13 protein-coding genes and 1 tRNA gene are annotated in these 15,595 nt (G+C 59.3%); 8 read left to right on the top strand and 6 right to left on the bottom strand.

Annotation, left to right across the window (positions count from 1 at the left end; all coding sequences use genetic code 11):
• The 3 genes from AC04P6_RS01935 to murJ form a co-directional block, all read right to left on the bottom strand.
• A partial coding sequence (locus AC04P6_RS01935; protein WP_475564911.1) for a CTP synthase occupies positions 1-1,308 on the bottom strand: 1,308 nt, incomplete at its 3' end.
• A gap of 192 nt (positions 1,309-1,500) precedes the next feature.
• Complete coding sequence (locus tag AC04P6_RS01940; RefSeq protein ID WP_475564912.1) at positions 1,501-1,896, bottom strand: hypothetical protein; 396 nt, start codon at positions 1,894-1,896, stop codon at positions 1,501-1,503.
• Between the two features lie 181 nt (positions 1,897-2,077).
• On the bottom strand, positions 2,078-3,685 hold the full coding sequence (gene murJ / locus AC04P6_RS01945; RefSeq protein WP_475564913.1) for a murein biosynthesis integral membrane protein MurJ: 1,608 nt from the start codon (positions 3,683-3,685) through the stop codon (positions 2,078-2,080).
• A 62-nt stretch (positions 3,686-3,747) separates the two neighbouring features.
• Between murJ and AC04P6_RS01950 the strand changes: the two genes are divergently transcribed.
• Positions 3,748-4,614, top strand: a complete 867-nt coding sequence (locus AC04P6_RS01950) for an NAD(+)/NADH kinase (protein ID WP_475564914.1) — start codon at positions 3,748-3,750, stop codon at positions 4,612-4,614.
• Between the two features lie 75 nt (positions 4,615-4,689).
• A complete protein-coding gene (locus AC04P6_RS01955; RefSeq protein WP_475564915.1) occupies positions 4,690-5,829 on the top strand; it encodes an aldo/keto reductase in 1,140 nt (379 codons plus the stop codon).
• 1 nt (position 5,830) lies between these two features.
• On the opposite strand, the gene map is transcribed toward AC04P6_RS01955, so the two are convergent.
• The gene (gene map / locus AC04P6_RS01960; RefSeq protein ID WP_475564916.1) at positions 5,831-6,610 is read right to left on the bottom strand and encodes a type I methionyl aminopeptidase; all 780 of its coding nucleotides are present in this window, start codon (positions 6,608-6,610) and stop codon (positions 5,831-5,833) included.
• 39 nt (positions 6,611-6,649) lie between these two features.
• Positions 6,650-7,132 (bottom strand): Cys-tRNA(Pro) deacylase, encoded by a 483-nt coding sequence (gene ybaK / locus AC04P6_RS01965; protein ID WP_475564917.1) that lies wholly within the window; start codon positions 7,130-7,132, stop codon positions 6,650-6,652.
• A 181-nt stretch (positions 7,133-7,313) separates the two neighbouring features.
• On the opposite strand from ybaK, the gene AC04P6_RS01970 reads away from it, so the two are divergent.
• From AC04P6_RS01970 to AC04P6_RS01995, 6 genes are all read left to right on the top strand, one after another.
• Positions 7,314-7,387: transfer RNA gene (locus AC04P6_RS01970), tRNA-Gln, on the top strand.
• A gap of 187 nt (positions 7,388-7,574) precedes the next feature.
• Positions 7,575-9,212, top strand: coding sequence for a glycosyltransferase family 39 protein (locus AC04P6_RS01975; RefSeq protein ID WP_475564918.1), 1,638 nt, complete (start codon positions 7,575-7,577; stop codon positions 9,210-9,212).
• Between the two features lie 235 nt (positions 9,213-9,447).
• Positions 9,448-10,539 carry a methionine ABC transporter ATP-binding protein gene (locus AC04P6_RS01980; protein WP_475564920.1) on the top strand — a complete coding sequence of 364 codons (1,092 nt, stop codon included), beginning with the start codon at positions 9,448-9,450 and terminating at the stop codon, positions 10,537-10,539.
• On the top strand, positions 10,511-11,206 hold the full coding sequence (locus AC04P6_RS01985; protein WP_475564921.1) for a methionine ABC transporter permease: 696 nt from the start codon (positions 10,511-10,513) through the stop codon (positions 11,204-11,206). The genes AC04P6_RS01980 and AC04P6_RS01985 overlap by 29 nt, the downstream gene beginning before the upstream one ends.
• Positions 11,207-11,268: 62 nt before the next feature.
• Entirely contained in the window at positions 11,269-12,204 is a 936-nt protein-coding gene (locus tag AC04P6_RS01990; RefSeq protein ID WP_475564922.1) for a MetQ/NlpA family ABC transporter substrate-binding protein, read from the top strand.
• Positions 12,205-12,275: 71 nt separating this feature from the next.
• Positions 12,276-13,472 (top strand): M20 metallopeptidase family protein, encoded by a 1,197-nt coding sequence (locus AC04P6_RS01995; protein ID WP_475564923.1) that lies wholly within the window; start codon positions 12,276-12,278, stop codon positions 13,470-13,472.
• Here AC04P6_RS01995 and uvrB read toward each other — a convergent pair.
• Entirely contained in the window at positions 13,469-15,592 is a 2,124-nt protein-coding gene (gene uvrB, locus AC04P6_RS02000; protein WP_475564924.1) for an excinuclease ABC subunit UvrB, read from the bottom strand. The two genes, AC04P6_RS01995 and uvrB, sit on opposite strands and share 4 nt — an antisense overlap.
• Between the last annotated feature and the right edge of the window lie 3 nt (positions 15,593-15,595).

Raw genomic sequence — 15,595 nt, forward strand, 5'->3', positions numbered from 1 at the left:
ATACGCGCCAAGGCGCATCGTGCCGCCCTTGTCTTCCACGTCTTCCTGTTCGGGCATGAGGTCGATGACGGGATATGCCGCCTCTTCGTCGAACTCGGTGGAAGTAGCACCGGGCATTCCCGCAACGTCGCGGGCAAACTCGCACACGGCGGCCTGCATGCCCAGGCAAATGCCCAGGAATGGAATCTTGTGCTCGCGCGCATAGCGCACGGCGCAGATCTTGCCCTCGAACGCACGCTGGCCGAAACCACCCGGAACGAGGATGCCATGCACGTCGCCGAGGATGCCCTCGACGTTTCCGTCATTAACCGTTTCGCCATCGATGAGCTGTACGTCGACATTCACGCCATTGGCAACGCCCGCATGACCCAGCGCCTCGATAACCGACAGGTAGGCATCGGGAAGGCTGACGTACTTGCCCACGACGGCAATCTTCACCGTAGAGGTGCAGTTGCTCTTGGCGTCGAGGAACGACTGGAGCGGAGAAAGGTCGATGGGCCTAGCCTCGAGGTTCAAGCGAGCGAGCACGGCCTCGTCGAAATGCTGCGCATGCAGACCCAGGGGCACGTCGTAGATGCTGGGCGCGTCGGAGCACTCAAGCACGTCCTCGGGGGCAACGTCGCAGAACAGGGCGATCTTTGCGCGCACCTTGGCGCTTACCTCGTGGTCGCTGCGGCACACAATGAAATCGGGCTGCACGCCCATGGAGCGCAGCTCCTTCACGGAATGCTGCGTGGGCTTCGTCTTCACTTCGTGAGCAGCGGAAATGTAGGGCACGAGCGTGCAATGCACGAACACGGAATTGCCCAGGCCCAGTTCCTTGCGGAACTGACGAGCCGCCTCGATGAAGGGCTGGCCCTCGATGTCGCCGATGGTGCCGCCGATTTCGACGATGACGATATCGGCCTGCGTCTGCTCGCCCACGCGACGCAGACGCTCCTTGATGGCCTCGGTTACATGAGGGATAACCTGCACGGTGCCACCCAGGAAATCGCCGCGGCGCTCGCGCGCGATAAGGGTCTTGTAAATCGAGCCCTGCGTAAAGTTGGAAGCACGCGTGAGGCTCTCGTCGATGAAGCGCTCGTAATGACCCAGATCGAGGTCACCCTCGTGGCCGTCGTCGGTAACGAACACCTCACCATGCTGGAAGGGGCTCATGGTACCCGGGTCCACGTTCAGGTAGGGATCCATCTTCTGCATGGTTACGCTGTAACCGCGAGCCTTCAGCAAGTGGCCCAAGGACGCAGCGGTGATTCCCTTGCCCAACGAGGAAACGACGCCGCCGGTAACGAAGATGTATTTGGACATGATGCTCCTCACGATAGAATTCAGCAGGAGCGTATCGCGTCCGCGATACGCATGCGGCGCACGCGGACAGCACTAAACCACGCGGCACACACGTCTTTCTATTGTAGCGAGCGAGAAAGCGTCGGGCGATAGAGGAGGGCACGTGTTAACACATGCGTAACAAAAAGCTAAATCAATCAGCATCCTTAATCGTCAAATCACTGCCTGAATAGCCCCCGAATCCAATGTATACGGAAAGTACGCCACGGAAACTACCGCTCCAACAGTCAAACGATTGTCGAATCTCACAAACCGCTCATCCTTGGAGCCTGAATAATCGAGAAGAACTTGGGTTCCGGAAGGCGTGTCGTTCGAATCATCTAGCGTTTCTATGAGCAGCAATCTTTTGTCAAAATCAACATCAATAATCCTGCCATCATCAAAACACATGTGGTCATAGTATCCGCCCACCGTGTCGTATTGCCCCTCTTCAGCGTCACCCTCACCATGGGTGCACCCAAACAGCGATAAAGGGAAAACCGCGGACAAGGCAACAAGCGCAAGAACGATCACGTATGCACGATTCCGCAACGCTCCGCGACACTTCATAACCCACCTACCGCGAAAAGAAAGCACCTCGAACTTTTGTAAGGATGGATTCCCCGAATCAACCGAAGACTTAAATTTGCTAAAGCTCGGCTTGCCCGAAGTAGTAGTTCGAGAAAACAAAACCACCCTCGTGGAACGATTTTAAATCCGAAAGGTATGGGATTCCACTACAAGATGTAGGCTATCGCCGCTTCAGGCGACGCATGAAGCGTTCGACGATGCTGAACTCCTCCACGCGGAACAGGCGACATGCGCCAAAGACAACCGCCAGCCCCACGATGCCGCAAATGGCAAGCTGGATGATGGCATTCGCCATGGCGCCAATGCCGGGAATGGTGGGAATGAAGGCCAGCAGCAACGCCGTGGGCACGCAGCCCACCACGGTGGCGAGCACCGTGCGAATGGTGGTTTGAACCGTCTTGTTCTGGGGGTCCTTCCCAACGTAGAAGTTGAGAAGGATGACCGAGGCGACGGCGCGCACCGTGAAGTAGATGAAGTCGGCAACGGGAATGCCCATGAGCCCCAGCACGTCACGCTGGCACAGTACCGCATACAGAACAAGTTGCAAAACCACGATAGCGCAGTTCATGAGCGCGAACGCCATGAGCTTGCGCAACGACGCAAACGCTTTGTACAAGTACATGCCCACCGAGTACATGGGCAGGCTGAGCACCCACACCTGCAAAATCTCGCTTACCTGGCTCACGTCGTCGCCCGTGAAGGCACCCGCGTGGAAGAGTGAGATAAGCGGCTGCGATAGCACGAAAAGCAAGCCGGTCAGCGGGATGATGAGGAACAGCGTCCCGCGTAGGCCCTGTCCCACCTGGGAGCGGAAGCGCGAAATGTCGCCACGTGCAACCGAATCGCTCATCTCGGTGAACATGGTACTGGAAAGCGATACGGCAATAACGCCGTATGGAAGCTGATACCACATCCAGGCATACGAAAGCGTGGAGGGGCCATTGTCGGCACCCACGAGGCTGAACGCATTCCGGAAGCTCACGGCCACCACATTCGCGACGATGTAGATAAGCGACGGCACCGCAATCTTGATGGTTTCCGCGATAGCCGGGTCTTTCAGATTGATATAGGGACGCCAGCGGTACCCCGTTTTCAAGAGCGCGGGAATCTGGATGACGAACTGCACGGCAACGCCCAGCGTGGCGCCCACGCCGAGCATGATGAGCGCGGCGTCGGAATTAACCTGGGAAAGGGGCACGTACGCGAAGAACGTCGCGATAACCACGATGTTGTTGAGCGCGGGAGCAAGCGATGTGAGCAGAAACGAGCGCTTCGCATTGAGCACGCCCGTGATGACGCCACCCAGACCATAGAACACGAGCTGGAACGCGAAGATGCGGAAGAACATGACCGTTTGGCGATAGACGTCGGAATCGGTGCCCTGCGTGAACGTCTGAGTGGATACCACCTGTTCGGCAAAGATGCTGCAGAGCACGGAAAGCGCACCCAGCAGCACAAGCGTGATATTGAGGATATTGGATGTGTACTTGCTTTCGCCTTCCTTGCCGAAACGCTCGCGTTCGAGCAGCAAGACGGGCAGAAACGCCGTGGAAAGAAAGCCACCGGCGACAAGCTCGAACACCACATTGGGAAGGTTGTTCGCCACCTGATACGCGCTCGTGAGCATGGAATTGCCCAGGGCAAACGCCATCGCCCACGTGCGGATGAGGCCCGATGCGCGCGACAGGAGCGTACCGAGCGTCATGAGGCCGGTATTCTTGATAACGGAATTGCGCGACTCCTCGCGCGATGAGCTTTGCGTATCCATAACGGGAGAAATGGTAGCATATACAGCACGTGTTACATGCAACCGGTAGATGAGGTCTCCATATGCACATCTTGATAGTACGCAACGACGAGAGCGCGAAGGCCATCGATGCTTCGTTGATGATTGCCGCCTACCTCTCGAGCCAGGGCATCACCTGCTCGATCACGAATTCGGTGGACGCAACGCCCGCGTATATCGAAGGCGCCGACATGGCCGTGGCGCTCGGCGGCGACGGCACCATCCTGCGCACCGCGCATATCGTGGGCTATACCGGCATCCCCATTCTGGGCATCAACTTCGGCCACCTCGGGTTCCTCGCGAACGACCCCACCGAAAGCGTAATCGCCATGCTCGCAAGCGCCCTCGCAGGCGAATGCAAGAAGGAAGAGCGCTCCAACCTGCGCATTAACGTGCTGTGCGAAGGCGACGACGAAGACGAGTTCGACCGCCTCTGCACGGGCGAGTTCGACCGCGAAAACGACCGCAGCTTCTTCGCGCTGAACGAGGTCTGCCTCTCGCGCGGCGCATCGGGCCGCATCATCGGCTTCGACGTGGCGTTCAATGGCGATAGGCTCGCCAGCATGCGCGGCGACGGCGTAGTTATCGCAAGCGCCACGGGCTCCACGGCATACGCGCTTTCCGCCGGCGGACCGCTTATCGCCCCCGGCTTCCAGGGTCTCGTGGTCGTTCCCCTGGCCCCGCATTCCATCACCGCGCGCGCCGTGGTAACCGACCCGAACGACATCGTCGACATCACGCTGAGCGAATCGCCCACCGAGGAAGACGCCACGCTCTTCGTCGACGGCTGGAACGACGAAATGCCCTCTCCCATCCGCGCCGTGCGCATCCAGCGCGGCAGCGTTCCCACGACGCTTCTGCGTTGCAACTACGACGGCTTCTACGTGCAATCGAAGAAGGCATTCTTCTAAGCCTCACGTATCCTCGCCAGGATTCATCGCTTGATGAGGATACTTATGTACGACGCTTCATATAAGGTGGTACCAATGACGCAATGGACCGAACGCGTATCGGGCAAGCTCGGATTCGGGTGCATGCGCCTTCCCAAGCAAGGCGACGAACTGGACATGAACGCCATTTGCGCCATGTTCGATGCCTTCCTCGATGCGGGGTTCAACTACTTCGACACGGCACACGTATACCTAGGCGGCCAAAGCGAAGTCGCGCTACGGGAATGCCTGGTGAAACGCCATCCACGTGAATCGTACTTCCTGGCCGACAAGCTCTCGAACCAGAACTTCAAACGCGAGGAAGACATCGATCCGCTCCTTGAGCTTGAACTCGAAACGCTTGGGGTCGACCACATCGACATGCTCCTGCTCCACGCGCAGAATGCCACGAGCTACCAGAAGTACACGCGCACGCGCGCCTACGAGCACGCCTTCGATTTCAAGGCTGCGGGCAAAACGCGCTACGTGGGCATGTCATTTCACGATTCACCCGAAGTGCTCGAGCGCATTTTGAACGACCACCCCAACCTAGACGCCGTGCAGCTGCAGGTGAACTGGGCCGACTGGAACAGTACCGCCATCCAGAGCCGTGCATGCATTAAACTCTGCGCGCAAAGGGGCATTCCCGTCATCGTGATGGAACCCATCAAGGGCGGCAATCTCGTGAAGCTTCCCAGCGAAGTGCAGGCCGTAGTTGATGGAATGAGCAACCCCGAGGGCCTATCGAACGCGGGCATCGCGCTCCGATTCGCCGCAACGCACCCCAGCGTTGCCATGGTGCTTTCGGGCATGAGCCGCATGGAAGACGTGCAGGACAATATCCGCTCGATGCGCGACGCAACGCCCCTTTCCGCAAGCCAAGCGGAAACGCTCGAGCAAGCCGCGAAGACCATCGCGTCGTTGGGCATGGTCGCCTGCACCGCATGCCATTACTGCACAGACGGCTGTCCCATCGGCATCAACATCCCGGAAATGCTCGATTGCCTGAACACGAAGCGCGTCTTCGGCGGATGGAACCCCACTTGGTACTACAACAACGCCCTCACGTCGAGCGAACACGCAAAGGCAAGCGAATGCCTCGCATGCGGCGCCTGCGAGAAGGCATGCCCGCAGTTCCTGCCCATCCGCGACCTGCTACGCGAAGTGGCGGCCGAATTCGAGGCAAGCAGCAGCTAGGCTATTTCTTCGCCACGGGACGGCGGAAATCCGGTTCCACGGTAAGCAGAACGGGGCCGCCCTCGGTGATGGCAACCGTCTTCTCGAAATGAGCAGCCGGCTTGCCGTCACGCGTGAGCACGAGCCAGCCGTCCTTACCCGCGCGCGTCTTGCGCGTTCCCATGCAGATCATGGGTTCGATGGCCAGGACCATGCCCTCTTCGAGCTTCAATCCCATGTGACGATGCCCGTAATTCGGAACGTTCGGATCCTCGTGCATATCTCGGCCGATACCGTGCCCCACATATTCGCGCACGACGCCATAGCCGTGAGACTCGGCGAGCTCTTGGCACGCATGCCCCACATCGCCCAGGCGATTGCCCGGCCTCGCAGCGGAAATGGCGCGCCACATGCACTCCTCGGTGATATCCAGAAGCTTCTGCACTTCGGGCTTGATGCGGCCCACGGGGTACGTCCATGCGTTATCGCCCACCCAGCCATCGACGACGGCGCCCGTGTCGATGGAGATGATATCCCCCTCGCGCAGGATGACGTCTTTACTGGGAATGCCATGGACGATCTGGTCGTTCACCGACGAGCAGATGGTGGCGGGAAATCCTCCATAGCCCTTGAACGCGGGGATGCCGCCTTCGGCGCGGATGATCTTCTCGGCATGGCGGTCGAGTTCGAGCGTGGAAATGCCGGGCTCGATGAGCTGCCCCACCTCGCGCAGGGCCTTCGCCGACAGCCTGCCAGCTTCCTTCATGGCTTCGATTTCCGCAGGTGATTTCCTGATGATCATACTATTCCCCATCTCCCGCATCGAGGCGAGAACCAGCGCCTACATGCACAGGTCGGCAAACGTGGCGCCTACCACGCGCGCAAGGTCTTCGCCATTCACGATAATTTGCTCGCCGCGTTCGCCCGCGCTGATGAAAATCTCGTCGAACAATACGGCGGTCTCGTCGATAAACGTGGGGAACTGCTTCTTCATGCCCAGCGGCGAGCATCCGCCGCGCACGTACCCGGTAAGCGGCGTGAGCTTCTTCAGGGGAAGCATCTCGACGCGCTTATCGCCCGCGGCACGCGCGACCTTCTTCAGGTCGAGCTCGCAATTCGTGGGTATGCAGCACACGACGTGCCCCGTGCGCTCGCCCACGAGCACAAGCGTCTTGAAAAGCTGTTCGGGGTCTTGCCCCAGAGAATCCGCCACGTGCATGCCAGAAAGATCGTTCTCGTCGACCTCGTACGTAGCCGTGCGATACGGCACGCCCTCGGAATCGAGAATGCGCATGGCGTTTGTCTTATGTACCTTCTTGCCCATGGCCCAATTCTAGCACTCCCGAAAGCGCGCACCAGAATCGCCACCATCGGGTCAAAAACGCGGCACATTGCGCAACCCAGCCCGCGAACGAGTGTGCATCTCGTGGCGCATGCCATCGTATTTGACGGAACGAACACGACAAAGTAGACTAATCATCCGCGCATACGCGCATTCTATTCGCTGGGCCATCGTCCAATGGCAGGACTCTGGTTTTTGGTACCAGCTATGTAGGTTCGAATCCTGCTGGCCCAGCCAATCTTTCCCCTTAAGTATATGTATCACGCCGCGCTCTTTCCCAGCGCTTGCTTTCGCATGCGTAACGCATAGCCGCGTCATACGCCTGTTCAGGCGAAATACGCTATATGAGGTAGTTTAGCGATACGTATGTCAGTATTGCGCGAACATTGGCAAACACGCGGGCGCGATACCTAGTATTGAGGGTATGAAACGCTCTATTTCCTCCATCATCTCCTCCCCCGCCTTCCATGCCGCCGTCCTGGCCATAGGGGCCGCATTCCTGCTCACGGGAGCCTTCCACGACAACCTCTGGTTCGATGAGAGCTACTCGGTGGCCATCGCCGAGCACTCGTTCGCCGAAATATGGCACATCGGCTCGGGCGACGTGCACCCCGTGCTCTTCTACTGGGCGCTGCACGTCATCTACCTACTGGGTGGATACGTAACCGCGTACCGCATCTTCACCGTGCTGGGCGCCGTTGCCCTGGCAGTCATCGGCCTTACGCACCTGCGCCGCGACTTCGGATGGCGCGTTGGGCTCATCTACACCACCCTCGCACTGTTCACGCCCTACGTTTCCTACATAGCCATCGAGATTCGCATGTATTCCTGGGCAGCGTGCATGGTCATGCTCACGTTCGTATACGCGTACCGCATCATGCGCCTTAACCATACGAGCGCCTTTTCGGACGGCGCCCCACATGCTCCGTGGGCACGATTCATGCTGTGCTCCATCACGGCGGCGTACCTGCACTATTTCGCCGTCATATCGGTATTCCTCATCAATCTCGAACTGCTCTGCTTCCTCATCGCCCACAGGAAGACGCGCGCACGCGACATCAGGGCCTTCTGCATTCAAGCCGTTCTGCAACTCGCGCTTTTCGCGCCGTGGCTGAGCGTTCTCGTAAGCCAGATGGGTGTGGTATCGAATACGTACTGGGCCGACTTCACCTTCCCCGACACGCTCATCGCGCTTGCACGCTACCCGCTCATCACCATGCAGATCGACTTCGCGTGGAAGGGTGACTACGGCATCGTCCCGCGCATCGTCGTATGGGTGGCCATCATCTCCCTCGCCATCCTCATCGCGCTTATCGTGCGCGAGTGCATCAAACGCAAGCAACGGCCGCATCGCCACTCGCGCTACGCGTATTCCGCCAAGCGCGCAAACATCTTCGCGCGCATCGCGCGCACGCTCACCTCGCCGTCGTGGTTCCCCGCCTTCCTGGGAGTCTCGACGTATATCGGGCTCGGACTCATCGCCGGGCTGGCATCGCTGCTCATGCAATCGTTCATGGTGTACTTCCGGTATATGTTCTGCGCCATCGGGCCGCTCATCTTCGGCATCGCATGGATTCTCTTCCGCCTGCACCGCAAGCGCATCACCATCGCGCTATGCATGCTCTTCATCGCGGTCTCGACGCTCAACCAGCTCCTCATCGTGCAGGACGACTACACCGACAAGAATTACGAGTTCTTCGACTACATGGTCGAGCAAATTCAAGACGGCGACATGGTAGTGTCGAGCGATATCGGAATTATGGGGGTTACCGCCGTGTATTTCCCCGATCTCGAGCAGCATTACCTCGACTGGCAGAAGGGAAACTGGGCCCTTGCCTACTCATGCTACGGCGAAAACCTCGTCATCGACTCGAGCTGGGAAAGCATGCTGGGCGATTACCATGGGCGTTTCTGGGTCCTGGGCCAGTCCACCGACGCCGTTCCCCCGCGCGACGTGACGGACCTTGAGCAAAAAGACGATATCGAGCTTCTTTGGAGCCAGCAGGTATACCGCCCGTATGAGCGGGGATACTACACCATCGCCCTTATGTATAAAGAGTAGGAAATGCAGAATCGTTCTCTCTTGGAACGATAACGAAGCCTTTTCGAAAAATTGATATCGGTCAAAACGGGACCTGGCTAGCTATCCAAGTTGCAAGATGACCTCCCCAAACACCCCTGTTATCGGAAATGCCGATAACAGGGCATCGATAATAGCCCCCTACCGAACCTAGTGCATATAGCAATAATTACGATTTATGTACTGAAGGCACGCTAGGAACTGGGAAGTTGGGGCCATGCTGAAAACGACAGGGTTAACCAAAACGTTCACTTCGAACGGAGGTGAACTCAAAGCAGTCGACAACGTATCTCTTACTATTGAACAGGGAGATATCTACGGCGTCATCGGATATTCGGGCGCCGGCAAGTCCACGCTGGTGCGCTGCCTCAATTTCCTCGAGACGCCCACCTCAGGCACGGTGCAGATCGACGGCTTCGGCACGCTGCGCGCGGAAAACGGAAATCTCTTCTACTCCGACGAGCAGAATTCCCCCGAAGCGCCCATCCCCTCCGCGAAGCTTCGCAAGCTCCGCTCGTCCATCGGCATGATCTTCCAGCACTTCAACCTGCTCGACCGTTCCACCGTTTTCGAGAACGTGGCCTACCCCCTGCGCCACACCGGAAAATCAAAGGAAGAGATCGAGAAGAAGGTAACCGAACTGCTGGAGCTGGTAGACCTGCAGGACAAGGCCAAGTCCTTCCCCGCAGAGCTCTCCGGTGGTCAGAAGCAGCGCGTCGCCATCGCACGCGCCCTGGCAAACGACCCGAAGATCCTCCTTTCCGACGAAGCCACCTCGGCGCTCGACCCCGAAGCCACCGCTTCGGTGCTGGCGCTGCTGAAGAGCATCAACAAGCGCTTCGGCCTCACGATCGTCATCATCACGCATGAAATGTCGGTCATCAAGGACATCTGCAACAAGGTGACCGTCATGGAAGGCGGCCGCGCCGTGGAAGACGGCACCGTCTACGACATCTTCGCCAACCCGCGCGAAGACACCACGCGCAAGTTCGTCGAAAAGGGCGAAAAACTCGAAAGCCTGGGCGTGCTGCGCGAGAAGTATGGCAGCGAGGGCATCCTCGCGAAGCTCACCTTCGACGATAAGTCGGTGAACGACGAGCTCATCGCCGACACGGCAAAGCGCTACGACGTACACATCAACATCCTGCTCGCCAACATCGAATGGCTGCAGGGCAAGCCCCTCGGCCACATGGTGGTGCAGCTGAAGGGAACGCAGGAAACCACCAGGGAAGTCATCGAATACTGGCGCTCACGAGACGTGCGAACGGAGGAAATCAGCCATGGAACTTCTGCAAACGCTCTTTCCTAATGTCGCATCCTACAGCGACATCTTCGTCGACAGCATCGTGGCAACGTTCCAGATGTTCGCCATTTCGGGCATCCTCACGTTCGTCATTGGCCTCGTGTTTGGCATCGCCCTCACGGTAACCAGGCCCGACGGCATCGCTCCCAACAAGGTCATCTTCGGAATCGACACGCTCATCACGAACTTCTTCCGCTCGATTCCCTTCGTGATCCTGCTGATCTTCCTCATTCCGCTTACCAGGCTCATCACGGGCACGGCCATTGGCGTGGCCGGCGCCATCGTGCCGCTGGTATTCGGAGCCGTGCCTTTCTACACGCGCCAGGTGGAAACCGCGCTGGTTAGCGTCGACAAGGGCAAGGTCGAGGCGGCTCGCGCCTTCGGTTCGGGCACCATGGGCATCATCTTCCGCGTGTACCTGCCGGAAGCCCTGCCCGAGCTCATCCGCGCAACCACCATCACGGCCATCTCGCTCATCGGCCTCACCACGATGGCTGGCGCCGTGGGAGCAGGTGGTATCGGCAGCTTCGCCATCAACTACGGCCAGAACCTTCACCACCAGGACGTCGTGAACGCCTGCGTGATCCTCTTGATGGTGCTCATCAGCATCGTGCAGGGCGTGGGCAATCTGCTGGCCCGCCGCGCAACGAACAGGCACCTCTTCGGCAAGTAATTTCGCGCGCCACACGGCGCACAGGGACGGGGTTTCAACCTTTTAGAGAAAAGGAGCAAGGTATGAAAACAAGGACAATCAAGAAGCTGGCCATTGCCGCCTTTGCCGCCGTACTGGCATTCGCGCTCGCTGGCTGCGGCGCAGGTGGCTCATCGGCTGGTTCCACCGTGAAGATCGGCATTCCCGACGACTCCACCAACGGTGGTCGTGCCATCAAGCTGCTCGAGCAGGCTGGCCTGATCGAAGTCGACCCCAGCGCCGGCTACGCCCCCGAGGTGAAGGACATCACGAAGTACCTGTACAACGTGGAAGTCGTTCCCTCGGCCGCTAACACGCTGCCCTCCACGCTCGACGACTTCGGCGCCGCCGCCATCAACGGCACCTACGCCACGCCCGCGGGCCTGGTCCCCTCCAAGGACGCCCTGATCACCGAATCCCAGAGCTCCGACGCTGGCGAGAACCCCTACGTGAACATCATCGCCGCCCGCAGCTCCGATGCGAACAACGCCACGTACAAGAAGATCGTGGACGCGTTCCAGACGCAGACGGTAGCCAAATACATCGTGGGCAAGTACCAGGAAACGTTCATCCCCGCATTCGACTACGATGAGTCCGACGTTGCCGATAGCGCATTCATCAGCGAAATCGACTCCTACACCTCCACCAGCGAGGGCAAGACCACGGTGAAGGTTGGCGTGTGCGGCTCCTCCAACGACTTCTGGAAGGCCGTGCAGAAGGTGCTCGACGAGCAGAATGCCGGCATCTACATCGAGCTCGTGACCTTCGATTCCTACACGCTGCCCAACGAGGCGCTGGACTCTGGCGAAATCGACCTGAACTCCTTCCAGCACAAGGCCTACCTGGCCAGCGAAGTGGAGAAGATCGGCTACGACATCACCACCATCGGCGACACGATCATGGCACCGCTCTCGCTCTACTCCAGCTCCTACACGTCCATCGACGCAATCAAGGAAGCAGCTGGTCAGGCTTCCGCATAGCGGACGCGCAGCACAAACGATTTGCAGGGGGACAGCTCGCGAGGGCTGTCCCTTCTTGAAAAGAGGCACCTATGAGCACACTAGAAACGATTCGCCAGGCGGCAGAGGAAGACCATGCCTACGTGGTAGAGCTCCGCAGGCACTTCCACGAGCATCCCGAGCTATCGCGCCATGAAGACAAGACGAACGAACGCATCATCGAGGAACTAACCGCGCTGGGGCTCGAAGTCCATCGCATCCCCGAGCATTCGCTCTACGCCGACATCACGGGCGAGCTTCCGGGCGACGACGCCATCGTCCTGCGCGCCGACATCGACGCGCTGCCCGTAGAGGAAGCGAATGACCGCCCCTACCGCTCGCAGGTACCCGGCGTCATGCATGCCTGCGGCCATGACGCGCATACGGCGGGTCTCATCGGCGCCGCACGCGTTCTGGCACGCCACCGCAACCTCTTCGGGGGCACGGTGCGCCTGGTATTCCAGGAAGGCGAAGAAGTGGGCTACGGCGGCCACAAAGTCGTCGACAGCGGCGCTCTGGACATCGCCTCGCGCACGTTTGGCATCCACGTCGCCTCGAACGTGCCCGTTGGCTCCGTCGCCATCGTGGCGGGCCCCAACAACGCATCCGTCGACTATTTCAAGATTACCATCGCAGGTCATGGTGCCCACGTTTCCACGCCCGAAGCGGGCATCGACGCGCTCTACATCGCATCGCAGATTGTGGTGGCAGCCCAAGCACTCGTAACCAGGCGCCTGAACCCCACGGAAAGCGCCCTCATCGGCATCGGCAAGCTGGAAGCGGGCTCGGCCTATAACGTCGTCGCGGAAGAAGCCACCATCGAGGGCACGATCCGCGCGCTCACGCCCGAAACGAGGCAGCAGGTTAAGCACGAGCTGGAAGAGCTGGTGAACCACATGGCCGCCATCTACGGCGGTTCGGGCTCGATTTACTTCGAGGACTACACGTCGCCCCTCATCAACGATGCGACGTCTTCCAAGGAAGCCCAGACGACGGCCGTGGCGCTGCTGGGCGCAGAGAACGTCATCACCGAACGCCCCGCTTCCCTGCAGGGCGACGACATGGCGGAACTCATCAACCGCGTGCCTGGCGCCTATGCATTCGTGGGATCGGCGAACCCCCAGCGCCCCAACACGCAGGTATCCCATCATAACGGCAACTTCGACATCGACGAGGATGCCCTGCTCGTATCGACGGCCCTCTACGCGCAGTACGCCATCGACTACCTGCAGAACTACACGAGGGACTAGCGCTTCCTTCTACCGTATTCGCTGCCCTTGCGGGCGGTCTTGCGCAGCTTTTCGAGGGCGGCTTCTTCGGATTCGCCCTCGAAGCGGCTACGCAGCTGCACAACTTGGTCGCGCAGACGAGCTGCCTCCTCGAAGTCCATCGCCTGCGACGCGCGGGCCATATCCTCTTCCATCGACGAGATAATGCGCAGCACCTCTTCGCGCGACAACGCGGCCAGCTCCATGTTTACCTGCTCGGCCGTGGTATTCCCCACTTCTTCCTCGACATACTCCATGATGTCGTTGATGGCCTTGCGAACGGTCTGCGGCTTGATGCCGTGCTCTTCGTTGAACTTCATCTGCAAGCCGCGGCGACGCTCCGCTTCCGTGATGGCAAGGTCCATGGAATCGGTGCGCTTATCGGCGTACATGATTACCTGGCCCGACGCATTTCGCGCAGCACGGCCAATGGTCTGGATGAGCGAGCGGTGATTGCGCAGGAAGCCTTCCTTATCGGCGTCCAGAATTGCCACGAGCGAAACCTCGGGCAAGTCGAGCCCCTCGCGCAGAAGATTGATGCCCACGAGCACGTCGAACGTGCCCTGGCGCAGCTCGCGCAGTATTTCGACGCGCTCGAGCGTCGCGATGTCGGAATGCATGTAGCGCGCGCGGATTCCCTCGTCGAGTAGATGGTCGGTAAGGTCTTCGGCCATCTTCTTGGTGAGCGTAGTGATGAGCACGCGCTCGTTGCGCTCGGCGCGAATCTTTGCCTCGTCGATGATGTCGTCGATCTGCGACAACGTGGGACGCACGATGATTTCAGGATCGAGCAAGCCCGTGGGACGAATGATCTGCTCGACGTTCTTCTGACTCACGCGCAATTCGTAATCGCCTGGCGTGGCCGAGACGTAGATGAACTGGGGCACGCGCGCCTCGAACTCGTCGAAGCGCAGCGGACGATTATCGAGGCAGCTGGGCAGGCGGAATCCATGTTCGGCCAAGGTGACCTTGCGCGAACGGTCGCCCTCGTGCATGCCGCGAATCTGAGGCACGGTAACGTGGCTCTCGTCGATGATGCACAGGAAGTCGTCAGGGAAATAATCGACAAGCGTATACGGCGGCTCGCCCGGCTTGCGCCCATCAAGATGACGCGAATAGTTCTCGATGCCACTGCAGAAGCCCATCGACTCCATCATTTCCAAGTCGTAGCTCACGCGCATTTCCAAGCGCTGCGCCTCGAGCAGCTTGCCTTCGGCCTTGAACTGCTCCAAGCGCTCGCGAAGCTCCTCGCGAATGGTCTTGATGGCATGGTCCATCTTGGGCTTGGCCGTAACGTAATGCGACGCGGGCCAAATGGGAAGCGCTTCGTAATGATTGAGCACCTCGCCCGTGACGTTGTCGATTTCCGCGATTTCCTCGATTTCATCGCCCCAGAACTCGATGCGAATGGGGTTGTCGGCATACGGCGGAAACACGTCGATGGCATCACCGCGCACACGGAACGTGCCGCGCGACAGCTCGTAATCGTTTCGGTCGTACTGAATGTCGATGAGTTCGTGAATGACGTCGTCGCGTTCGGCAGGCTTCTGCTTGTCCACGAACACGGCCATGCCGGCATAATCCATGGGGGAACCAATGCCGTAAATGCAGCTCACGGAAGCGACCACAATGCAGTCGCGACGCGAGAGGAGCGAGGAGGTTGCCGCATGACGCAGCTTCTCGACCTCTTCGTTGATGGAGGCGTCTTTCTCGATGAACGTGTCGGTGGACGGCACGTACGCCTCGGGCTGGTAGTAATCGTAGTACGAGACGAAGTACACGACGGCATTGTTCGGGAAGAACTCGCGCAGCTCGGCTGCTTCTTGGGCGGCAAGCGTCTTATTGGGCGCAAGCACGAGCGTGGGCTTCTGAACCGCCTCGATGGTCTTCGCCATCGTGAACGTCTTGCCGCTGCCCGTTACACCCAGAAGCGTTTGGTAGCGAAGACCGTCGCGCACGCCCTGCGCAAGCGCCTCGATAGCCTGGGGCTGGTCGCCCGCAGGCTCGAAGGGAGACACGATTTCGAATGGCTGATTGGCGAGGCGAACGGATGGCAGCTTCCCCGCCATCTCCATTCCCTCGAGATTCGACAGGTGAGCCATGAT

It is taken from the genome of Denitrobacterium sp. (assembly GCF_056180635.1).